General features: G+C 69.4%; 20 protein-coding genes and 1 tRNA gene. 9 read left to right on the top strand and 12 right to left on the bottom strand.

Features of this window, described 5'->3' with window-relative positions:
* Window positions 1-64: 64 nt before the first annotated feature.
* Window positions 65-1,456: a sensor domain-containing diguanylate cyclase gene (locus HNR51_RS26915; RefSeq protein WP_182553907.1), complete on the bottom strand. Its 1,392-nt coding sequence runs from the start codon at window positions 1,454-1,456 to the stop codon at window positions 65-67.
* 346 nt (window positions 1,457-1,802) lie between these two features.
* Here HNR51_RS26915 and HNR51_RS02925 point away from each other — a divergent pair, with 346 nt between their 5' ends.
* Entirely contained in the window at window positions 1,803-2,054 is a 252-nt protein-coding gene (locus HNR51_RS02925) for a hypothetical protein (protein ID WP_141951322.1), read from the top strand.
* A gap of 119 nt (window positions 2,055-2,173) precedes the next feature.
* On the opposite strand, the gene HNR51_RS02920 is transcribed toward HNR51_RS02925, so the two are convergent.
* Entirely contained in the window at window positions 2,174-2,404 is a 231-nt protein-coding gene (locus HNR51_RS02920; protein WP_012454072.1) for a hypothetical protein, read from the bottom strand.
* A 162-nt stretch (window positions 2,405-2,566) separates the two neighbouring features.
* Entirely contained in the window at window positions 2,567-5,572 is a 3,006-nt protein-coding gene (locus HNR51_RS02915) for a glycosyltransferase family 2 protein (RefSeq protein ID WP_239681404.1), read from the bottom strand.
* 288 nt (window positions 5,573-5,860) lie between these two features.
* Here HNR51_RS02915 and HNR51_RS02910 point away from each other — a divergent pair, with 288 nt between their 5' ends.
* Both HNR51_RS02910 and HNR51_RS02905 read left to right on the top strand, forming a co-directional pair.
* Window positions 5,861-7,132, top strand: a complete 1,272-nt coding sequence (locus HNR51_RS02910; RefSeq protein WP_239681411.1) for a hemolysin family protein — start codon at window positions 5,861-5,863, stop codon at window positions 7,130-7,132.
* Window positions 7,133-7,140: 8 nt separating this feature from the next.
* Complete coding sequence (locus tag HNR51_RS02905; RefSeq protein WP_182553906.1) at window positions 7,141-7,860, top strand: SIR2 family NAD-dependent protein deacylase; 720 nt, start codon at window positions 7,141-7,143, stop codon at window positions 7,858-7,860.
* A gap of 7 nt (window positions 7,861-7,867) precedes the next feature.
* On the opposite strand, the gene HNR51_RS02900 is transcribed toward HNR51_RS02905, so the two are convergent.
* The 3 genes from HNR51_RS02900 to HNR51_RS02890 all read right to left on the bottom strand — a co-directional run bounded on the left by HNR51_RS02900 (window position 7,868) and on the right by HNR51_RS02890 (window position 10,540).
* On the bottom strand, window positions 7,868-8,614 hold the full coding sequence (locus HNR51_RS02900; protein ID WP_182553905.1) for a proteasome-type protease: 747 nt from the start codon (window positions 8,612-8,614) through the stop codon (window positions 7,868-7,870).
* A 114-nt stretch (window positions 8,615-8,728) separates the two neighbouring features.
* Window positions 8,729-9,592, bottom strand: coding sequence for a transglutaminase family protein (locus HNR51_RS02895; protein WP_141951319.1), 864 nt, complete (start codon window positions 9,590-9,592; stop codon window positions 8,729-8,731).
* A gap of 564 nt (window positions 9,593-10,156) precedes the next feature.
* Window positions 10,157-10,540 (bottom strand): hypothetical protein, encoded by a 384-nt coding sequence (locus HNR51_RS02890; RefSeq protein WP_182553904.1) that lies wholly within the window; start codon window positions 10,538-10,540, stop codon window positions 10,157-10,159.
* Between the two features lie 96 nt (window positions 10,541-10,636).
* On the opposite strand from HNR51_RS02890, the gene HNR51_RS02885 reads away from it, so the two are divergent.
* The 3 genes from HNR51_RS02885 to HNR51_RS02875 are packed head-to-tail and all read left to right on the top strand — an operon-like array spanning window position 10,637 to window position 11,758.
* On the top strand, window positions 10,637-11,020 hold the full coding sequence (locus HNR51_RS02885) for a glycosyl hydrolase (protein ID WP_182553903.1): 384 nt from the start codon (window positions 10,637-10,639) through the stop codon (window positions 11,018-11,020).
* Window positions 11,021-11,027: 7 nt separating this feature from the next.
* Window positions 11,028-11,465, top strand: coding sequence for a hypothetical protein (locus HNR51_RS02880; RefSeq protein ID WP_141951317.1), 438 nt, complete (start codon window positions 11,028-11,030; stop codon window positions 11,463-11,465).
* Window positions 11,466-11,506: 41 nt separating this feature from the next.
* On the top strand, window positions 11,507-11,758 hold the full coding sequence (locus HNR51_RS02875) for a hypothetical protein (protein ID WP_012454063.1): 252 nt from the start codon (window positions 11,507-11,509) through the stop codon (window positions 11,756-11,758).
* A 208-nt stretch (window positions 11,759-11,966) separates the two neighbouring features.
* Here HNR51_RS02875 and HNR51_RS02870 read toward each other — a convergent pair whose 3' ends face one another.
* From HNR51_RS02870 to map, 5 genes are all read right to left on the bottom strand, one after another.
* The gene (locus tag HNR51_RS02870) at window positions 11,967-13,400 is read right to left on the bottom strand and encodes an MFS transporter (protein ID WP_366932628.1); all 1,434 of its coding nucleotides are present in this window, start codon (window positions 13,398-13,400) and stop codon (window positions 11,967-11,969) included.
* 681 nt (window positions 13,401-14,081) lie between these two features.
* On the bottom strand, window positions 14,082-15,026 hold the full coding sequence (locus HNR51_RS02865) for an alpha-E domain-containing protein (protein ID WP_012454061.1): 945 nt from the start codon (window positions 15,024-15,026) through the stop codon (window positions 14,082-14,084).
* Window positions 15,027-15,133: 107 nt separating this feature from the next.
* Window positions 15,134-16,573 carry a circularly permuted type 2 ATP-grasp protein gene (locus HNR51_RS02860; RefSeq protein ID WP_141951315.1) on the bottom strand — a complete coding sequence of 480 codons (1,440 nt, stop codon included), beginning with the start codon at window positions 16,571-16,573 and terminating at the stop codon, window positions 15,134-15,136.
* A 257-nt stretch (window positions 16,574-16,830) separates the two neighbouring features.
* Window positions 16,831-17,571 (bottom strand): RadC family protein, encoded by a 741-nt coding sequence (gene radC, locus HNR51_RS02855; RefSeq protein ID WP_012454059.1) that lies wholly within the window; start codon window positions 17,569-17,571, stop codon window positions 16,831-16,833.
* Between the two features lie 11 nt (window positions 17,572-17,582).
* Window positions 17,583-18,422 carry a type I methionyl aminopeptidase gene (gene map / locus HNR51_RS02850; protein WP_012454058.1) on the bottom strand — a complete coding sequence of 280 codons (840 nt, stop codon included), beginning with the start codon at window positions 18,420-18,422 and terminating at the stop codon, window positions 17,583-17,585.
* A 128-nt stretch (window positions 18,423-18,550) separates the two neighbouring features.
* On the opposite strand from map, the gene HNR51_RS02845 reads away from it, so the two are divergent.
* The 3 genes from HNR51_RS02845 (at window position 18,551) to HNR51_RS02835 (ending at window position 20,129) form a co-directional block, all read left to right on the top strand.
* Window positions 18,551-18,805, top strand: a complete 255-nt coding sequence (locus HNR51_RS02845; RefSeq protein ID WP_182553901.1) for a zinc-finger domain-containing protein — start codon at window positions 18,551-18,553, stop codon at window positions 18,803-18,805.
* Window positions 18,806-18,820: 15 nt separating this feature from the next.
* Window positions 18,821-20,008, top strand: a complete 1,188-nt coding sequence (locus HNR51_RS02840) for an FAD-dependent oxidoreductase (protein WP_182553900.1) — start codon at window positions 18,821-18,823, stop codon at window positions 20,006-20,008.
* Window positions 20,009-20,042: 34 nt separating this feature from the next.
* Window positions 20,043-20,129 (top strand) — tRNA-Leu (locus HNR51_RS02835).
* Window positions 20,130-20,193: 64 nt separating this feature from the next.
* On the opposite strand, the gene HNR51_RS02830 is transcribed toward HNR51_RS02835, so the two are convergent.
* Window positions 20,194-21,276, bottom strand: a complete 1,083-nt coding sequence (locus HNR51_RS02830; RefSeq protein ID WP_182553899.1) for a phosphatase PAP2 family protein — start codon at window positions 21,274-21,276, stop codon at window positions 20,194-20,196.
* Window positions 21,277-21,313 lie beyond the last annotated feature (37 nt).

Genomic DNA, 21,313 nt, shown 5'->3' with positions numbered 1-21,313 from the left:
CGGCAGGGCAAGGACTTCGAAACGGCGGCCCGGACTCAGCGCGGCTAGGTGCGGATCGAGGAGCCTAGCCCGCCAGGCTCACCATGGGCGGAGGATCGTAGACGACGGCGCGGTTTCGGCCGCTCTGCTTCGCCATGTACAGCGCCCTGTCCGCCATCGTGACGAGTGCGGCTTTCGGATCCGCCCGAAAGCCGGCCCCTGCCGGCTCGGTCGAGGCGACGCCGATGCTGGCTGTGACGATGCGGTACATGTCGCGGCGGCCGGGATGGCGCAGACCGAGCGCCGCGACGGCGCGGACGAGGTCGTCGGCGAGGCGCGCGGCCTCGGCCCGCCCAGCCTCCTTCAGGACCACCGCGAATTCCTCTCCGCCATAGCGGGCGCAAAGGCAGTCCTCGCGAGCGAAGGTCGAGGCAGCCAGCGTTTCGGCCACGCGGCGCAAGCAGATATCCCCCTCCGGATGACCGAGGCTATCGTTGAAGCGCTTGAAGTGGTCGATGTCGATCATCAGCATCGCCACCGAACCGCCGTTCGACAGCCACGCGTCGAGACACAGATCCAGTGCGCGCCGGTTCGGCAGGCCGGTCAGCGCGTCGGTCTGCGACAGGTCCTGAAAGCGCTGGCGTGCCTGCTCGGCCATGTCCCGCAGCATGCGGACGCGCAGGCCCACGAGGTAGTCGCGGCAGCGCCGCGCCTCCATCTGGTGATTGGCGTAGAGGCTGCACCCGCACGCTGTCGCGAGTTGGAGCAGCAGCGCGAGGCGCAGCCCGTCTTCGAGCCCGACTTTCGTGATGATGGCGAGCAGCCCGACGACGAAGCTGATCGCCGTCATGATGATCGCATGCGTGAAGCGGAGCGTGAGAACGATGTTTCCGAAAAGGACCGCGAGGAGGATCTCCGCGACGGAATAGGCGCCCAGGGGTGCCTGCGTGAGCCAGAACAGCATCGCAGGCGGCACGATCGCGCCGGTCATCCCGGTCAGCATCAGGCGCTCGCGCCAGACGGCCCCGACCCGACCGATCGACCAGACCAGCAGCAGCGCCACGGGCGTGAAGAACAGGAGACGCACGGCGAGGGCGAGGGCCGTGATGTCCGGCATCAGGAACGAGCCGGTCACATTGTAGATATTGAAGATGCAGATCCCGACCAGAGCATTGCGGCGCAGATCGGCCTCGCGCCTGCGACCGTGCTCGTCCTCGTACTGCTCCGCCACCGACGGGCTGAAGCGTAACAAGGAGTCCAGATGGGTGGCGTCGATCGTCTCCCGGTTCGCAGGGGTCGGGTCCATGAGGTTCAAGATCTCGGATCGTACGATCGGTATGACTGCACCCGAGCGGTGAAGGCGGCCGGCGTCCGACCCGGATAGTGCGACTATCATACGTAATTTTTCGTTGAACGCGGACGGGGCGCTGCAGACTTGAATGCGCGCATGAGCGCGCGGAATCCGGTCGTCCGGCACCGATCCGCTCGTCCTCGACGGAATCCGACGGCTCTCCTTCGCAACAACGCCCTCGTTTCGAACGCCTGGGTTCGAACGCATTGTTTGAATGCCTGGGTTCGCCGCGCCGGCGTCTTGCCTGACGGAGAGGGGGCACCGTCATGAGGTGCGCTGGCGCTCATCCCCAGGCCCGCTAGGGCACTAGGCTGCCTCTCGGGCTGCCAGCGAGAACGGCCGGATTGCGAATGTTTCGTCGCTCGCACGCGACGCAATCCGGTAACCGTACGAGGAAATCCGCTGGCAACCAGGGGCCGGTAGAACGGCCCCATACGAGAGCCGAAGGCTCCGGTCGGGAGGGGCGGACATCATGCGGGACCTGATCAAGATCGCGGCGGCCGGAACGGTGATGGCGGCCTATGCCCTGCTCGCGCCGTCCCTGGTGGAAGCGGTGCCGAGCCCGGCGGGCTCGGCCAAGACCTTCACCCAACGCCTTCCCCAGGCGGGCGGCGCGGTTCCGGTGAGCGCCCGGATCGACGACGCGGCGCCGGTTCCGGGGCAGATCGTCGTCACCCGCCGGCCGCTTCTGGTCGGCATCTCGACGGGTGAAGCCTCCCGATGACCACCGCGGACACATCCTGGCTCGCGGCAGCGTTCCTGCTCGGCCTCGGGGCGGCCGTGCTGCTCAACACGCTCCTGACCTGACGCCTCTCCGGCCACGGTCAGCCGCGCGAGGGCTCTTCAGGCCGCCGCGACCGCCAAGGCATGGCGGTTGCCGTGCAGGCCGGCGCACAGATCGTCGATCTCGGTGACGTCGAGCGCCTCGCCGCTGCTGGCGGCGATGGTGTCGATCAGGTCGTCCTTCCGGGGATCGAACGGGTGACCCTGCATCCGGTAGAACTGATAGTAGCGCAACGCCGCCAGAAGCGTGTCACGCTCGCGGGCGGTGACGGTGAGGTTCTGCGTGGTCATGGGCTTCCCCTTGGCTTGCAACGAACGCTCAGGCGAGACCGCGCGCGACTCGCCTAGCTTGACCGTTGTACCCGCGGTCGCGCAGCCCCGTCTATGTCATGTGGGGAGTTCTCGCGGAGCATCGTCCGCCATTCGGGGCTCAACCGGACGGCGCCGCCGCCCTCAGGCGGCGGAGGGGGGCCGGTGGGCCGAAGGGGCGGCTTCGCCAAGCCCGTAATAATCCGCCAGGATCCGCGGATAGACCGTCGGCCGGAACGGTTTGCGGGCGGCCCAGAGCGCGTCGATGGGAAGCGCGAGCAGGGCCGCATTCAGCCGCTGCGGATCCTCGGCCAGCGCCGGATCGAGGCAATGGCCCGCTCCGAGCGCGCGCAGCCGCTCGGCCTGGGCACCGAGATCGAAGACCACGGGGGGCACGCCTGCCGCCAGGGCGAGCGAGAGCGTGTAGCAGTAGGTCTCCGGCGAGATCGAGGGAAACAGAACGAGGTCGGGATCGAGACGGGCGATCTCGGCCATCGCCGCCGCGTCGCTGCCGTAGCGGCCGGTCTCGTGCGCACCCGCGGCTTCCATCGGCCGGGGCTCAACCGAGTGGCCGATGATCGTGAACCCGATCGGCAGTTTCCGCAGCCGCGCGTCGAGGGCGAGGTTGTGGACGACGTCGTAGCCCTTCTGCTGGCTGATCGATCCGATCACCGCGACCCGCAGCGCCCCCTCCCTCCGCTGCCGTGGACGCGGCTCGATCACGGGAAGCGTCTCCTCGTGCGGGCGCAGCACGAAGCGGTCGAGGCCGAGGGTGTCGCCGATGCGGCCGGCGAGGTCGGACGAGGGCGCGAACACCGTTCGGGCACGGCCGAGGAAACCGGCCCAGACCCGCCGCCGCTCGGCGGGGTCGGGCAGCAGGAACCCGTCGGCCTCGCGGTCGAGGCGGATGCAGTCGCGGCAGGCGGCGGGAGCGGCCAGCCCGCAATAGGTGCCGTCCGGCCGGACGAGATTGTTGCGGTGACAGACCGAGGCGTAATCGTGCAGCGTCACGTCGTAGCCGATGCCGATACCCTCGATCAGCCGCATCGCCGCGTCGGTCGAGGGCGCGTCCAGCCCCGCCAGCGAGTGGACGTGCACCATCGTCGGGTCGAGCCAGCCGATCAGTTCGGCGATCAGATCCGCGTCCCGGTCGAGGGAGAGCGGATCGAGGATCGAGACGGGGAAGTCGATCCCGGTCGCTTCGGGCAGGCCGAGCTTGATCCCGCCGGGTTCGTCGGTGCGCAGATAGACGACGCGGAGCCCGGCCTCGGCGAGGCGGACGCTGAGCGCCTCGATATGGGTCTCGACGCCGCCACCGAAATCGTGGGTCACGATCAGGGCGAGGCCGCCTTGCGCCTGTTCCGTCGCGCACCGGGCGAAGCGGTAGAAATCGAGGCGGCGCCGGGCGAAGCGGGCGGGATCGACCTGGATGTGGTTGTGGACCCGGCGCTGGTAGTCCGGATGCTTGGTCAGGAGGGCGCGCAGGATCTCCGCGCCCTTCGTCGCGAGCACCGTTCCGAACGAGACGCTGCCCGAGTGGAACACGAAGACGTCGTGGGCCAACACGTTGGTGAAGCCCGCCTTGAGGGCGCGCATGCAGAAGTCGTTCTCCTCGCCGTAGCCGCGCCCGAAGGTCTCGGCATCGAGGAGCCCCACCGCCGCGATCGCCTCGCGGCGCATCGCCATGCAGAAGCCCACCCCCGTCGGCACCGGCGAACGGGTGCGGGCGTTGCAGAGGCGGGTGAAGGCGTCGATCTCGGCGGGCGTGATCTCGAGCCGGGCCTGATTGTCGACGTTCGGCCGCGGATAGCTGCAGATCGTGGCATTGTTGGAGAACGGCGTGACCGTCGCGATGCGGGGGTCGGCGTCGATGTGCCAGAGCAGGCGGTCGAGCCAGTCGCCGTAGACGACGATGTCGGCGTTCAGAAGCACCACGTCCTTGCCGGCCGCGCGCTCCAGGCCGCGGTTGCAGGTCCGCACGAAGCCGAGATTCTCCGCGTTGACGCTGTGGGCGAACAGGCCGCGTGCGGCGAGCTCGGCGAGCGCCGCGCTCAGGCGCGGCTCGGGGCTGCAATCGTCGATGACGAGGAGAGCGAAGGAGGCGGCTTGCGGCGCGCTCAACACCGCGTGGATCGCCCGGAGCGTGTCGTCGTAGCCCTTGTAGACGGGCATGATGAGCACGACCCGCGCCGCCGCGATGTCGGCGGCGGGGATCGCCTGCGCCCATTCGTCCGGCGTCGGCGCGACCTGCGCCGGCCAGGTGCCGAGGCCGAAGGGCGTCGGGCGGAAACCGCGCGCCCGGCCCACGGCGAGATAGTGGAAGAACGGGTTGACCCCGGGGCCGACCTCCCGCCGGTAGTGCTTGCGGTAGAAGCGCACCGAGAAGTCGGGGCTCGGGTCACGGTCCTCGCGGGCGCCGAAATCGAGGAAGTGGCGAACCGGATCGACGCCGGAACGGCGGATATCGGGGTTGGTCTCGAGATAGTGCTCGGGGTCGAACGCCGCCGCGACCGTCTCGTAGATCTGCGCGTCGGAGGCCTCGGCGGGGTCGGCGGGGAGCGGCGCGGCCTGGGGCTTGGCGCGTCGCGCAGGCGTGCCGTCGGCCTCCGTCGCCTGGAGGCGGCGCGTCGCGGCGAAATGGTAGAGCGGGCTGACGCCGAGGCGCCGCATATGGGCGTGGCGCTGCAGGTAGGCATCGCCCGAGAAGGCGTCGTTCGGATCGAGCCCCCGCCGCCAGCCCTTGGTCAGGTAATGGCTGAGCGGATCCTCGCCGCCCTCCAGTCGGGCGAGGCGGGCGTAGAACGGCGCGTCGAAATAGGGCTCGGCGATAGCGGCTTGGAGCACCGGGAAATCCGGGCCGGGCTGGGTCGCGACCCGCAGCCTCTCGGCCGGCGAAAGTCCGGCGTAGTGCAGGAGCGGGTTGACCGGCGCACGGTCGGCGAGGTGGCGATCGATGTAGAACAGGGTCGAGAACACCGCGGACGGATCCCGGCCCTCCAGCCAGCCGTGATCGAGGTAATGCACCAGCGGATCGCCGCCGCCCGCCGCCACGTCGGGATAGGCATCGCGATAGAAAGCGGGATCGAAGAAGGGCGCAGCGGTCGCGGCATCGCGGCGTGTGGGCCGAAACAGCCTCGGCAGCTTGATCACGACCCCATCCTTCGAAAACGCAGATACTGGGCCCCGTCGTCGGGATCAGCCCCTCGAAAAGGCATGGGAACGAAGTGTGGCACGGCCGGGGCGACGGCGCTTCCAAAGCCGATCCCGTGACGCGAGCGAGTTGGCTGGTGTGAGAATGAGGCCGAACCCCTTTCCCCGTGACGGGGTTCGGCTCTAAGCATCTCTGCCGCCTCGGTTGCGGTCAGCAGTGCGGCTTGGCCCCGGGAGGGCACGATTTCGGACGGTCTCTGGTCTTCGGCGCTCGGCCTCGTCGCGGTCATCGCGCTCGTCTTCGCCAACGGCTTCTTCGTCGCGGCGGAATTCTCCCTCGTCGCGGTGCGGCGCAGCCGGGTCGCCGAACTGGTCAACGAGGGGCGGCTCAACGCCAGGGCCCTCCAGCGCGCCACCGACCGGCTCGACGCCCATCTCGCCGCGACGCAGCTCGGCATCACCCTGTCCTCGCTGGCGCTGGGATGGGTCGGCGAGCCGGCCCTGGCCCATCTGATCGAACCGCTGTTCCACTGGCTGCCGGCGACGGCCGCCGGCCTCACCGCGCATACGCTGGCCGTGGCCCTGGCATTCGCCGTCATCACCACGCTGCACATCGTGCTGGGCGAGTTGGCTCCGAAGAGCCTCGCACTCCAGCGCAGCGAGCGCACGGCGCTGGTGATCGTGCGGCCGCTGACCCTGTTCCTGCTGATCTTCGGTCCGGCGATCCACCTCCTCAACGGGCTGGGCAACGGCGTGCTGCGGCTGCTCGGCCTGCGGCCCGGCGAGGGCGAGGGCAATCTCCCCTCCCCGAAGGAGCTCAGTCTGCTCGTCACCGCGAGCCATGAGGCGGGCCTGCTTCACGAGGCGCAGGAAGACGCGGTGGCGCGCATCCTCGCCATCGGCGAGCGGCGCATCCGCGAGATCATGACGCCGCGCAACGAGGTCGACTGGGTCGATCTCGACGACAGCCAGGAGGAGATCATCGAGGCGGTCCGCACCTGCCGCCACGAGCAGATCGTGGTGAGCCGGGGGCAGATCGACGACGTGGTCGGCGTGCTGCGCAAGCAGGACCTGCTCGATCAGTTCCTCGACGGCAAGACCCTCGACGTCCAGGCGGCGACCCGCGAACCGATCGTCGTCCACGAGGGGCTGGCGATCCTCAAGGTGCTGGAGATGTTCCAGACCAAGCCCGTCCGCATGGCCATCGTCGTGGACGAGTACGGGAGCCTGGAGGGCATCGTCACCCAGACCGACCTGCTGGAGGCGATGGCGGGCGAGATCCCCGAGCCCGGCGAGGAGCGGATGGTGACCGAGCGCGAGGACGGCTCGCTGCTCATCGACGGGATGATGGCGGCGGGCGACGCATTCGACCGCCTCGGCCTGCCCGAGCGCCCGCGCTCGGACGATTTCTCGACGCTCGCCGGGTTCGTCATCGTCCAGCTCGGCCGCATTCCGACGGAGGGCGACGCGATCGAGACCCAGGGCTGGCGGATCGAGGTTGTCGACATGGACGGGCGGCGCATCGACAAGGTGCTCGCCACGCGCCTGGCGGAGACCTGAGCCCATCGATGCCCACACCCAATACCATCTTCGTGCTGACCGGCGCCGGCATTTCCGCCGAGAGCGGGCTCGGCACCTTCCGCGATACCGACGGTGTCTGGGCGCGGTCCGACCCGATGCGGCTCGCCACGCCCGAGGGCTTTGCCGCCGATCCGGTGCTGGTCCACGACTTCTACAATCATCGCCGCCGCGACACCCGCGCCGCATCCCCGAACCCCGCGCATGCGGCTTTGGCCCGGCTGGAGGCGGGGCTGGCCGAGCGCGGCGGCCAGCTATTCCTGTGCACGCAGAACATCGACGACCTGCACGAGCGGGCGGGCTCGCGCCATGTCGTGCACATGCACGGCGAGCTTCTGCGCGCCCGCTGCACCGCCTGCGGCACCGAGCCGGTCTGGCACGAGGATCTGACCGTCGCGACGGCCTGTCCGCAGTGCGGTCATGGCGGCGGGATGCGGCCGGACGTGGTGTGGTTCGGCGAGATGCCCAAGCATCTCGAGACCATCGACGAGGCGCTTGCCGAAGCCGACCTGTTCGTGGCGATCGGCACCTCCGGTGCGGTCTACCCGGCGGCGGGCTACGTGGCGCAGGCCCGCGCCTTCGGCATCCCGACGCTCGCCCTCACCCTGGACGCCGCCGACAATGCCGGGATGTTCGAGGCCACCCGGCTCGGGCCGGCGAGCGCGACGGTGCCGGCCTTCGTGGACGAGATCTTGAGCGGACGGGCGTGACCCCCGCCTAACGCTGCGGCCCGTAGGGCGGCCGCGGGATCGCACGATGCGCCGCCCGCAACGCCGCCGACCAGCGCTCGCGCAGATCGTGGAAATAGCTCTCGCCGGCCTCGATGCGGTGGTTCACCTCGAGGTCGAGGGCGCCGCGGCGCTGCACCGCGATGTCGATCGGCAGGCCGACGCCGAGATTCGAGCGCATGGTCGAGTCCATCGAGACGAGCCCGACCTTGAGCGCGTCGTAGAGATCGGTCTCGTAGGTCACCGCCCGGTCGAGGATCGGCTTGCCGTATTTGTGCTCGCCGATCTGAAGGAAGGGCGCTTCGCGGCTGCACTCGATGAAGTTGCCGGCCGAGTAGATCATGAACAGCCGCATCGGCTCGTCGCCGATCTGGCCGCCGAACAGGAACGAGACCTCCATGCGCAGGTTCGCCGCTTCGAACCCGGCCTGCTCGATCTCGCGCACCCGGCGGATCGCCCGGCCAACGAGCTGGGCCGCCTTGAACATGGTGGCCGCATCCTCGAGCTTCGGCGGCGTCTCGCCCTCGATGTCGTCCACGCCCTCGCGCAGCATGCTCAGGACCGACTGCGTCATGGAGAGGTTGCCGGCCGAGGCCAGCATCATCACGCGCTCGCCGGGCGTGTTGAACATGTGAAGCTTGCGGTAGGTCGAGATGTTGTCGAGCCCCGCATTGGTGCGGGTGTCGGCGATCATCACGAGCCCGTCCTCGACGAGCACTCCGACGCAGTAGGTCATGGCGGCAGCCGCCTCAGGCAAGGCCCGTGCGCCGGGCAGGATCGGGCCGACCGCATCGCACGCACCGGCCCGACGCGGCAAGACACCTTTTATCAAAGCCGGGCCTTCTCAGGCTCAGCCCTGGCTCTGACTCTGCTGGCCACCGGCCTGATGCTGCGATGGAAACTTCACCTGCTCGACCCGCAGGGCCACGCCGAGGGTCTCGGTGCCGCCGCCCACGCGGCTGCCGCGGATCGGCGCGGCGCCGAGATAATCGAGGCCGACGGCAACGCGCACATGCGCCTCGGTCGCCGAGAGGCCGTTGGCAGGATCGAAACCGATCCAGCCGAGATCCGGCACCAGCGCCTCCGCCCAGGCATGCGCCGCCTCCTGATCGTCGCTGCCGTCGGCACGGCGGAAATAGCCGGAGACGTAGCGTGAGGGGATCTCGAGGTGCCGGGCGGCGGCGAGGAAGATGTGGGTGAGATCCTGGCACACGCCCTTGCCGGCCTCGAAGGATTGCGCGGCGCTGGTGCTGGCGCTGGTCGGACCCGGCTCGAAGGTCACGGCGTCGTGCACGGCGGCGAGCAGGCGGTGCAGGACCGAGAGCGGATCGCGCTCCCCCTTCCCCGCCGCGACCTTCTCAGCGAAGGCCTTCAGCTCCGGGCTCGCCTCGGTGAGGGGTGTGTCGCGCAGGTAGAACAGGTCGGGCAGCCGCTCCACGGCGCCGCGGACGATGCCGCTCGTCTCGAAGGTCTCGATCTCGCCGGTCACCCGCACGGTGAGCGCGTCGGTGGGATCGTCGGCGGTGAACCAGTGGACGAGATTGCCGAACCCGTCCTCACGGGCGGTCAGCCGGCCGTTGACGGAAGGCTCGATGCGCCATTCGCGCACGTGCTGCCCGTCATGGTCGCGCGGCGTCAACCGCAGGATCTGGATCAGGCCGCGGGCCGGCTGTTCGTAGGTGTAGACCGTATCGTGGACGATCCGGATGCGCATGCCTTGATCCTGCCGGGACGAGTCGCGGCAAGCTAGGGCAGGCGGGCCGATTTGGAAATCGGGAGGCTTGCCCAAAGCGTTGGCACGACGGGTTTTCTCCATCGCCCTCATCGACGGCGTCCTCGACGATGCCGCATCTCGGCCTGTTCGTCACGCCGTCGGCCGCGCACGAAGGGCCGGCCGCCCGACGGTCCGAGAGAGGCCCGGAACGGTCTTGCCGGGAGCGTCGTTCCTGCCCCCCGAGACGCCGGTTCACAGCAAGGACGAACGACCACCCACACGCACGCACCCGTTTCGTTCAGACATCGGCGCCCAACTCCGCCCGAGGGACAGGATCCCTCCGGGCCAATATTGCTTTTTTGACATCAAACACAAAAAAACCGCGCCACTTTCTTCGGCGGAATGTCGTTTCTCTAAGCAAATTCTTTGGAACGCTATCGCACACCTCCCAGTTTTTGACCTCGCAACAGCCGAAAAACTCTGGAGGAACTCCATGCTCAAGCACATTCGCATTGCGGCTCTCGCGGGCACCTTCGTCCTCGGCGGCGCCGCGATGGCGCTGGCTCAGTCGTCCTCGACGGTCGGCACCGGCGGCTCTTCGGCCGGTGGCGGCACCAGCTCGTCCACGGTCGGAACCGGCGGCTCCTCGGCCGGGTCGGGCAGCGGCTCGGGCTCGTCCTCGACGCTCGGCACCGGCGGCTCCTCCGCGGGCGGCGGCAGCAGCTCGTCCACGGTCGGGACCGGCGGCTCCTCCGCGGGCTCGGGCAGCGGCTCCGGCTCGTCGGTGGGCACCGGCGGCTCCTCGGCGGGCAAGAGCGGCAGCGGCTCGTCGATGGGTTCGGGCGGCTCCTCGTCGGGGATGTCCGACAGCTCGGGCAAATCGGGCAGCGCGCCGGGCCACGACAAGAGCGGCCCCGGCAATTCCGAGAACGCTCCGGGCCACAACAAGCGCTGAGGTTCATCGGGAGTGAACGACGCGGGCGCGGTTCGGACGAGCTGCGCCCGTCCTGCCTCTCAGTCCTGTCTCCCAGGGAGAGTCGCACCATGGCACGCGTGATCCTGCCGCTTCTCGGCGGCGCACTCGCTCTCGCGGGCGTTGCCGCGAGCCTGACCCAAGCCACCGGCCAGACCAGCACCGTGCAGACGGGCCCGAACGGTGTCTCCGGCAGCACCACCGTCACCACCGGCCCGAACGGCAAGCCCTGCCGGGTGATCCACTCGGACGCGGCGAAGAACAGCGGCACGCTGTCGAGTTCGGTCACGGCCGGCCCCGACGGCGTGAAGAGCTCCAGCACCGGCGGCCCCTCGGTGACGACCCGGTCGGGCGACGGCACCAGCAGCAGCTCGGCATCGAGCACGGGCACCGGCACCAGCATGACGACGACGGGCGACGGGGACTGCGTGGTCACCGTGCCCGGCAAGAAGTGAGGCGACGATGCGACGAACACAGACGATCCCGGCCCTCGCGGCCTTCGGCCTGCTCCTTCTCCCGGCCCTGGCTCAGGCGCAGGGCAGCGCGACCGCCGGCAGCGCCGGCTCGGCGGCGTCCGGCGGCACCTCCGCCTCCACCGTCGGCACCGGCGGCACCTCGACGGACGCGAAGGGCGGCACCGGCTCCTCGCTCGCGACCGGCGGCGCGGCCGCCGGCGGCAAGACCATGGACCGCTCCCACGTGAACGAAACCGGCAATGGCGGCCTCAATGGCCAGTCCAAGGCCATGGCCCATGACGGCGGCACGTTCTCCAAATCGCAGACCAAGACCAAAGTCCGCGACGGCGAGAGCGTGGAGTCGCGCACCAAGACGATGTCGCACGAGCCCGGCTCGAAGCCGGTGAAATCCACGACCACCACCGGCTCGACCACCGGCCAGTGAGGCCGAGCCGCCCTTCTCCGACACGGACCGCGGGAGGCCCGATGCTGCGCAAACCCACCCTGACCCTTCTCTCCGTCCTGGCCTTTGCCGGCGGCATCCTCGGCACCAGCTCGGCCGCCCTGGCCGACCCGCCCTGGGCGCGCGGCGGACGCGGCTTCCATCACGGCGGCCCGCCGCCCTGGGCCCCCGCCCACGGATGGCGGCGCAAGCACGAGTACGGCGGCGGGTACGGCCGGTCCTACGGCCGATCCCGGTACGACGCGGGCCCGCGCTACGGCCGATACGGCTACTGACCCGGTTGCGACGCGCGGTGTCGCGGCCACCGGCGGACGGCCGGGCCGTCGTTGCGGCGCCGGGGCCCCGTGACCGGTGAGGGAGCCGGACCGAGACGAGGGTCCGAAAAACCATGAAGGCCGATCCCGACGTCACGAGCGGGATCGGCCTTCATGCGTCGGCGTCGATCAGGCGATCCGCCGACTCGGTGCTCAGACGACCCGATCCTCAGATGATCTGCCGCGGCGTCGGAACGACCGGCAGCGCGATCCCGAGCCCGGTGCTCGCATGGCTCGCGCCGGGGCTTTGCACGAGATCGTGCGCCTCCGCCTCGCTCGCAGCGGCCGGCGGTGATCCCCACATGCTCGTGCCGTTGGGCTCGCGGATGACGAGAAGCGAGACGGCGCCGATCACGCCGGCGATCATCAGGTAATAGGCCGGCCAGTTGAGGTCGCCGGTATAGGCCACGAGCGATCCGACGACCACGGACGTCGTTCCGGCAAACAGCGACACCGAGACGTTGAACGAGATCGAGAGGCCGCTCGCCCGGATGTTGGTGGGGAAGAGCGCCGGCAGGGTCGAGGGCATGGTCGCGCTGAAGCAGATCAGCAGCAGACCCATGATGAGCAGACCGGAGAAGACGGCGACTTCGCTCTGGCTGCGGATCAGCAGGATCATCGGCAGGGCCAGCACGACGAGGCCGACCGACCCGATCAGTCCGAAGGGCTTGCGCCCGAAGCGGTCGGACAGGCGGCCGATGAGCGGGATCGCCAGGAGCGCGAGCACCATCACGACGATCTGAAGGACCTGCGACGCGGTCGGCGAGATGCCGCCGGAATGCTGCATCATCGGCAGCGTCTGCGTCACGTAGGTCGGCATGTAGGAGGTCAACATGTAGTTCGGCACGTTCCAGGCGAGCGCCAGGCCCATGCAGACGAGGACGTAGGGCCAGAGGCCGAGGATGTCCTTCGCCGTCTGGCTCGCGCGGTGCTGCTTCTCGCGATCCTCCGCCTCCTGCTCGAGCGCGGCGAAGGCCGGCGTTTCGGCAAGCTGCGAGCGCAGGTAGACGCCGACGAGCCCGAGCGGCAGCGCCAGGAAGAACGGCAGCCGCCAGCCCCAGTCGAGCAGCTGCTGCTCGGACAGGGCGACGCCCGCCACGGTCACGACGATGGCGCCCAGCAGGTAGCCGGTGAAGGTGCCGAATTCCAGCCAGCTGCCGAGATAGCCGCGCCGCCGGTCGGGCGCGTATTCGGCGATGAAGGTCATGGCGCTGCCGTACTCGCCGCCGGTCGAGAAGCCCTGGACCAGCCGGGCGAGCAGAAGAAGGAGAGGGGCCAGGATGCCGATGCTCTCCTGGCTCGGGATGCAGCCGATGGCGAAGGTGCCCAGAGCCATCAGGATCATGGTCGCCGCGAGAACCCGGTTGCGGCCGATCCGGTCGGCCAGCGGACCGAAGAACATGCCGCCGAGCGGTCGGATCAGGAAGGCGACGGCGAACGGGCCGAAGGTGGCGATCTCACCCATCGTGTGGGAGAGATTCGAGAAGAACACCTTCTGGATCGTCGGCTCGAAGAAGGCGTAGACGCCGAAATCATACCATTCGGCGACATTCCCGATCGACGCCGCCGAGATCGCCCGCCGGATCGTCGACGGCTCGGTCACGGTACATTCCGAAGCCTTCCAGTTCTTCTCGTCATCGACATGCATTGACAGCATTGCTTGCAGATCTCCACAGAGTCAGCCGAGAAGAACGGATTTCAGACAACATCTTCAGTATGTGCAGACACCATACGCTCTGACGGCGAATCGGCGACCGAACGGCAACAAAGTCCAGTCGGAAAGCGGCTGACGATCCTCTCCCTAGGAGGCATGATTTCTTATTGTGACCGTTGGCGGCCATGCCGGACGTCGGCTCAGGCTATGACCGGCGACTACTTTGATGAAGTGCCGGAGCCGGACTTGTCGCGGAGCGACGCTTTTTTGCGCTTCCGTGCACGATCCCGGCCCTTTGCCGCCACAAGCAGCGGCTGCAGCGCGGCAAGGCCAGTCATCCGGCAAAGCGAAGTGAGGCCGGGTCATGACGGATCGCCGAGGGCGCGCGGGCGGCGCCGCACGGACGGCTTGATCCGTCCGGACAGGGGCGAAGAGGGCACGAAGTGGGCGCGGACAGGGTTTGGCGATCACCGCGCCGGCAGGCTGCGCGGCCTGACCGCAAGAGCGGCCCCGCGCGCTCGAAGCCGTCAGGCCTCGGGCGTCGCGGGCATCCCGGCCCTCATCCGTCGAGCGACCTGCGACGGAGGCCTTGGCGGATGCGACGCCGAAACGCGTCTCATCCGGCGCCGATCACACGAGATATTGCTCGCTGATCGCCGCACCGAGCCCGTTATTCTCGACGATGAAGTCCTGGATGAATTCGTGCAGGCCGGAGGCGAAGATCCGCTCGATATCGGCGCCGCGCAGCTTCGCCCGCAGGTTGCTCGCGAGCCGCTGGCTCTCGCCGCGGCGGCCATAGGCGTCGGCGATCAGGTCGAGATGCTCCACCAGCATCCGGTAGCAGCTCGCCAGCGAGCGCGGCATTTCGGGATTGAGGATCAGCAGGTCGGCGACCAGCACCGGCTTGATGCTCTCGCGGTAGACCCAGTGGTAGGCGTTGAAGGCTGAGACTTCGCGCAGGATCGTGGTCCACTGGAAGTAATCGAGCGAGCCGCCGACCCGCTCGGAGGCCGGCAGCAGGATCTGGTACTTCACGTCGAGGATGCGCGCGGTGTTGTCCGCCCGCTCGATGGCGGTCCCGGCCCGGGTGAACCAGTAGGCGTCGTTGCGCAGCATCGTCCGGTAGGCCGAGCCGTCGAAGGTGAGCGAGACGCGCTTCACCCAGTCGAGGAACTGCGTGAATTCCTCCCGGCTGAGGTCGCGGCCCTCGTACGAGCGCAGCTCCAGCCACGCGCCGTTGATCGTGTCCCACATCTCGGTGGTGAGCGCCGTGCGGATCGAGCGGGCATTCTCCCGCGCCGTGGCGATGCAGGAGCGGATCGAGGACGGGTTGTGGGGCGAGAAGGCGAGGAAGTTGCAGACGGTGTGCTCGTTGACCGAATCGTAGAGCGTCTTGAACAGCTCGGGATCGCCCGCCGAGGACAGGGCCGAGGCCCACTCGTTCGAGGTGCGCCCGCCATAGCTCGACGGCAGGGCCGCGAGGCGATGGGCGGCATCGAGGATGCGGGCGAGGAAATCGGCGCGCTCGGCGTAGCGCGAGAGCCAGTAGAGGTTGTCGGCGGTCCGGGACAGCATGGGCTCAGCTCGCGGGCACGGTGGCGACCGGAACGGCAGATGCACGGTGTGTCATCACCGATGCCGCCCAGCCCACCGAGGAAATGCAAAACGATCGGGCGAAATGCTCAGGCATCAAGCACCCAGGTGTCCTTGGTGCCGCCGCCCTGGCTCGAATTGACCACGAGCGAGCCCTCCTTCAGGGCGACGCGGGTCAGGCCCCCCGGCACGATGCGGATCTCGTCGGCGCCCGCCAGCACGAAGGGGCGCAGATCGACGTGGCGCGGGGCCACACCCGAGGCGACGAAGGTCGGGCAGGTGGAGAGCGAGAGGGTCGGCTGGGCGATGAAGTTGTCGGGCGCGTGCCGGAGCTTCTTGGCGAACTCGTCGATCTCGCGCCGCGTCGCGTGCGGCCCCACCAGCATGCCGTAGCCGCCCGAACCGTTGACCTCCTTGACCACGAGGTCCTTCAGGTTGTCGATGACGTAGGAGAAGGCCTCCTTCTCCCGGCAGCGATAGGTCGGCACGTTGTGCAGGATCGGCTCCTCGCCGGTGAAGAACTTCACGATCTCCGGCATGTAGCTGTAGACCGCCTTGTCGTCCGAGATGCCGGTTCCGACTGCGTTCGAGAGGGTGACGTTGCCCCGCTCGTAGGCGTTCATCAGGCCGGGCACGCCGAGCACCGAGTCCGGACGGAAGACGAGCGGGTCCAGGAAATCGTCGTCGAGGCGGCGGTAGATCACGTCGACGCGGCGCGGCCCCTCGGTCGTGCGCATGTAGACGACCTCGTCCTTGGTGAAGAGGTCGCCCGCCTCCACCAGTTCCACGCCGAGTTTATCGGCCAGGAACGAGTGTTCGTAGAAGGCGGAGTTGTAGCGGCCGGGCGTCAGCAGCACGACGGTCGGGTCGCGGGTCGCGGAAGCGGGGGCGAGGCTGCGCAGGGTCGCGAGCAGGGCGTCGGGATAGTTCTCGACCGGAGCCACGCGATGGCGGGAGAACAGCTCGGGAAAGAGCCGCATCATCACCTCGCGGTTCTCCAGCATGTAGGAGACGCCGGACGGGGTACGGGCGTTGTCCTCCAGCACGAAGAAGTCGTTCGCGCCGGTCCGGACGATGTCGATGCCGGCGATGTGGACGTAGAGGTCGTGCGGCACGTCGAAGGCGCGCATCTCCATGCGGTAATGCGGGTTGCGGTAGACGAGATCGGGCGGGATGATCCCGGCCTTGATGCATTCCTCGGCGCCGTAGATGTCGTTGATGAAGGCGTTGAGCGCGGTGACGCGCTGCTTGAGGCCGCGCTCGAGGAAATCCCATTCCGGCTTCGTCAGCACCCGCGGGATGATGTCGAAGGGGATCAGCCGCTCGGTCGATTCGTTGGCGCCGTAGACGGCGAAGGTGATGCCGATGCGCCGGAACAGCATCTCGGCCTGGCTGCGGCGGGTGTTGAAATGCTCCGGCGGCGTCTTGTCGAGCCAGGCCTTGAGGATGTCGTAGGCCTCCCGCACGGCGGCCGGCTCGGGCTGGCCCGCCCCGCCCCCATTCATCTCGTCGAATGCCGTGAGCGCCATCCGCGCCGATCCCCCTTCATGTTTCGTCCCGACCGGAGCAAGAGGCAGGCCACCCGGACGGCTGTCGGTGCGCCTCGATCCCCGCGCCTCTTCAACCTGCCGTGGCGGACCGCCCCGCGACCGCCCGTCCCCCCGCTCGGGGCCAGCTTTGCCGGACAACCTGCCAGCGATGTAGCGGACGAAGCGCGCGTGCCCATCCCTGGCGGGCCGCCGCACGTTGCAGGATCGTGCCGCCTGAAAGTCCCTGGACCGGACCGTCAGATCAGCTTGAGCCCTTTCAGGCTCGCATGCCCGTCGCGGCCGAGGATGACGTGGTCGTGCACGACGATGCCGAGGGGATCGAGCACCGAGACGATCTCCCGCGTCATGCGGATGTCGGCGCCCGACGGCGTCGGGTCGCCGGAGGGATGGTTGTGGGCGAGGATGATCGCGGTGGCCGCGAGTTCGAGTGCCCGGCGCGCCACCTCGCGGGGATAGACCGGCGTGTGATCGACGGTGCCGCGGCCCTGCACCTCGTCGGCGATGAGGTGGTTGCGCCGGTCGAGGAACAGAACCCGGAACTCCTCGCGGCCCGAGAAGGCCATGGTGGCGCGCAGATATTCGAGGAGCGCACTCCACGACGAGAGCAGCGGGCGGGCCGCGATGGCACCGCGGGCCAGGCGCCGACCGGCGGCCTCGATCAGCTTGAGGTCGGCGGCGACGCCGGCGCTCACGCCCTCCACTTCGGCGAGCCGGGCGGGCTCGGCGCTGACCACTTCGGCGAAGGAGCCGAACCGGCGGATCAGCGCCTTGGCGAGCGGCTTCACGTCCCGCCGCGGGATCGACCGGAACAGGGCGAGTTCGAGCAGTTCGTAATCGGCGAGCGCGTCGGCGCCGGCCTCGGCGAAGCGGGTGCGCAGGCGTTCGCGATGGCCGTGATAATGCGGCGTCTCGTCGGCGGCGGCCGGCGCTTCGGCAAGGCCCGGCGGGGCGGGCGGATCGGCCGTCCGGCGGGCCATCCCCAGGGCCGTCAGTCGGCCTCGGTCCCATGGGGCTTGGGCTGGTCGAGCCCCTTGGGCGAGAGCGTGAAGATCTCGTAGCCGTCCTCCGTCACCGCCACCGTATGCTCGAACTGCGCCGAGAGCGAGCGGTCGCGGGTCACGGCGGTCCAGCCATCGGAGAGCACCTTCACCGCCGGCCGGCCGAGATTGATCATCGGCTCGATGGTGAAGAACTGGCCGGCCTTCAGCGGCACGTCGTAGCTCGGCTCGACGTAGTGCAGGATGGTCGGCGCGTCGTGGTAGACGCGGCCCAGCCCATGGCCACAGAAGTCGCGCACCACCGAGCAGCGCTCGGATTCGGCGTAAGACTGGATCGCCCGGCCGATATCGTTGGTGGAGCCGCCCGGCCGCACCGCGCGGATGCCGCGCATCAGCGCCTCGTAGGTGATCTCGCACAGGCGCTGCGCCTTGCGCGGCACCTCGCCGATATAGGCCATGCGGCTCGAATCCCCATGCCAGCCGTCGAGGATCAGGCAGCAATCGAGGTTGACGATGTCGCCCTCGCGCAGGGGCTTGTCGTTGGGGATGCCGTGGCAGACGACGTGGTTGATCGAGGTGCAGATCGACTTGCGGTAGCCGCGATAGAACAGCGAGGCCGGGTACGCGCCGTGATCCATGCCGAACTCGAAGGCGAGCTTGTCGAGATGCTCGGTCGTCACGCCGGGCTGGGCGGCCTCGACGAGGAGATCCAGCGCCTCCGCGGTGAGGCGGCCGGCGCGGCGCATGCCTTCGAACCCTTCCGGCCCATGGATCGGCGGCTCCGGGGCGCGGCGCCCGCCTTCGGCGACGGCTTGCTCTTCACGGCTCATGGGAGTTCGGACGCTTGAGAGGGAGAAGTTCGAGGCGGTCCCTGCCGTCTTACGCCGCCGACGGCGTTGCCGTCTAGGATTGCGGCGGCGAACGCGCTAGACCACGGCCTCCGTTTCAGGGACGTGCGATGGCTGACAAGGCGGTTCCCCACTTCCACAATCAGGCCGGCGTGAGCGTGATCGCGGTGGGCTCGAAGGAGTTCATGTGCATCGGGGCGCTGCCGCCCTTCGATCACCCGCACGTCTTCCTCGACATGGGCAGCGAGACCGAGATCATCTGCCAGTACTGCTCGACCCTGTTCCGCTACGATCCGAAGCTGAAGCCGGGCACGGCGGAGCCGGCGGGCTGCGTCTGGCACGACGAGGCCTCCAAAGCGGCCTGATGGATTGATCTGCGCGTGCCGGCGCTCTCCATCGCCATCGTCGGCGCCGGGATCGGCGGCCTCACCGCCGCGCTGACGCTGTCGGCGGCCGGCCATTCCGTCACGCTGATCGAGCGCCGCACCGGATTTTCCGAGGTCGGCGCCGGGCTTCAGCTCTCGCCCAACGCCAGCGCGGTGCTGATCGGCCTCGGCCTCGGCGCCGCCCTGCGCCGGGCCGCGGACGAGCCGCCGGGCGTGACCGTGCGGTCTCTGACCACCGGCGGCGTCATCGGCGGCATCCGCCTCGGCGCGAGCATCCGCGAGCGCCACGGCGCGCCCTACTACGTGCTGCACCGGGCCGACCTCCAGACGATCCTGCTCGATGCCGTCCGCGGGCGCCCCGGCATCCGTCTCTGCGTCGGGCGCGAGGTCTCGGACCTGACGGAGACCGAGGCCGGCATCAGCCTGACGATGAGAAGCGTCGACGGCGACCGCAGCGAGACCGTGAGCGCGGACCTCGTCGTGGCGGCCGACGGGGTCCGCTCAAGCCTGCGCCAGCGCTTCGACAGCCGGCCCCTGCGGCTCCACCGGCAGGCGGCGTGGCGGGCGGTGATCCCACGGGAGGCGGCGCCCGAGGCGCTCCAGGGCAACGAGACCGGCCTGTGGCTGGGGCCGAAGCGCCACGTCGTCCACTACCCGATCAACGGCGGCAAGCGGCTCAACGTCGTGGCGATCGTCCCCGAGCGCGAGGGCGACGAGGATTGGGGCCGCCTCGGCGATCCGGCGGTCCTGCGCGACCATTTTCCGGATGCGGCGCCCGCGCTGACGGAACTGCTGAGCCTGCCCGACACCTGGGTGGTGTGGTCGCTGGTGGACCGCCCGGTGGCGCGGCCGATGGCGCGGGGCCGGATCGCGCTCCTGGGCGACGCCGCCCATCCGGTGCTGCCCTTCCTCGCCCAGGGCGCGGCGCTCGCCATCGAGGATGCGGCGGTGCTGGCCGCAAGCGTGTCGGGCGCCGCGAGCGTGCCGGAGGCGCTGGCGGCCTATGCCGAGGCGCGCCAGCCCCGCGCCCGGTCGGTGCAGCGCGCGGCACGGCGCAACGGGCGCTTCTACCACGCCGGCCGCCTGATCGGCTTCGCCCGGAATCTGGTGATGCGCCGTTCAGGACCGGAGGGGATGAGCGCCCGCTACGCCTGGGTCTACGGCTGGCAGCCGCCGGCTTGATCTGGCCTCGCGAGGCGGCTACCGCTGCGCCGATGCGGACGTGGCGAAACCGGTAGACGCACGAGACTTAAAATCTTGCGGCCGCAAGGCTGTGCGGGTTCGAGTCCCGCCGTCCGCACCAGCCTTATCGATCCTTATCGATCCTTGGCGAGACCCGACGACCCCTGCGATGATGTCCCGGGCGCTCAGCCCGTCGTCGACGGGGCGGTGACCGGTCGGATCTCTCTTGTCGGCAGTGCGGGCAGCGAAAGCCGCCTGCCACCGAGCGAGCGCCGGCGCCGGATGCCGTGAAAGGCCACCAAAACCATTCCCATCACCGTCCCGGCCACCACGTCCGGCAGGTAATGCCCTCCCGCCCCGAGCGTCGCCACGATGATCGCGGCGTTGAGGAGGAGCGCCAGCGGGCCGATCACCGGCACCGGGGCGAGCGCCCAGGCGGTGAGGACCGCGAGGCAGGCGTGGAAGGAGGGGAAGGTGACGAGGCCGCGGATCTCGGACAGGGCGAGGGTCGACATTGTGCCGTCGCGCAAGGCGTGGAGCGCGTCGAGGTGCCAGAGAGCGCCCACGGTTTCGATATGGCCCTGCGGATAGGCCTGCGGCGCGTAGTAGGCGTAGGGCCCGATCGCGGGGAACACCGCCGAGACGGCGATCGCGGCGAGCAGCGCCAGCGTGAACAGGCGGGCATAGGCCCAGAGGCGGGCGACCCGCGACATCGCGCTCAGGGCGATGACGACGAGCCCGACCTGAGGGCCGCTCGTATGGTAGGCGAGCGCCAGCGGCCAGGACAGGTCGGGATGGTCGGCGAGGAAGCCGACCCAGCCGCGCCAGTCGAAGGCCAGGGCCGCCTCGAAGCGCGCGAGCGCCGGATCGGCGAACGGCAGCGCCAGGGTGGCGGAGAGGTAATGCAGGACCGCGGCGGCGGTGGTGAAGGCGGCGAGATAAGCACTCGACAGAGCCATGGCCCGCAGCTTCGGTTCCGGCTTCACGGCGCTGAACAGGAGAGCCAGCCCGAGCAGGACGGCCACCGCGCCGGACATTGCGAGGAGTCCGGTCGGGGCGAGGCGGATCCCCGCGGCGGCGAGCCAGAGCGCATCGAAGACGATCAGGACGGCGACAAGCGCCCAGAATTCCCCCCCCGGCGAGGCGAGACCCGCGCTCATCCTCCGCAGATGCGAGCCCGCCGATGCGTCGGCCGTCGACCCGGCCGATGGACCTGCCGCCGGATCGGCCTCGCGCGCGCCGGCCCAGCGTTCCTCGTCGAGCAGCATCCTTCGGTCGCTCCTTCCGGCCCGCAACCGTGCGGCC

The sequence above is a fragment of the Methylorubrum thiocyanatum genome (genome assembly GCA_014138645.1).
Taxonomy (GTDB): Bacteria; Pseudomonadota; Alphaproteobacteria; order Rhizobiales; family Beijerinckiaceae; genus Methylobacterium; species Methylobacterium thiocyanatum.
Note: the sequence above shows the minus strand (reverse complement) of the source record. Positions and strands in the feature narration are given on the sequence as shown.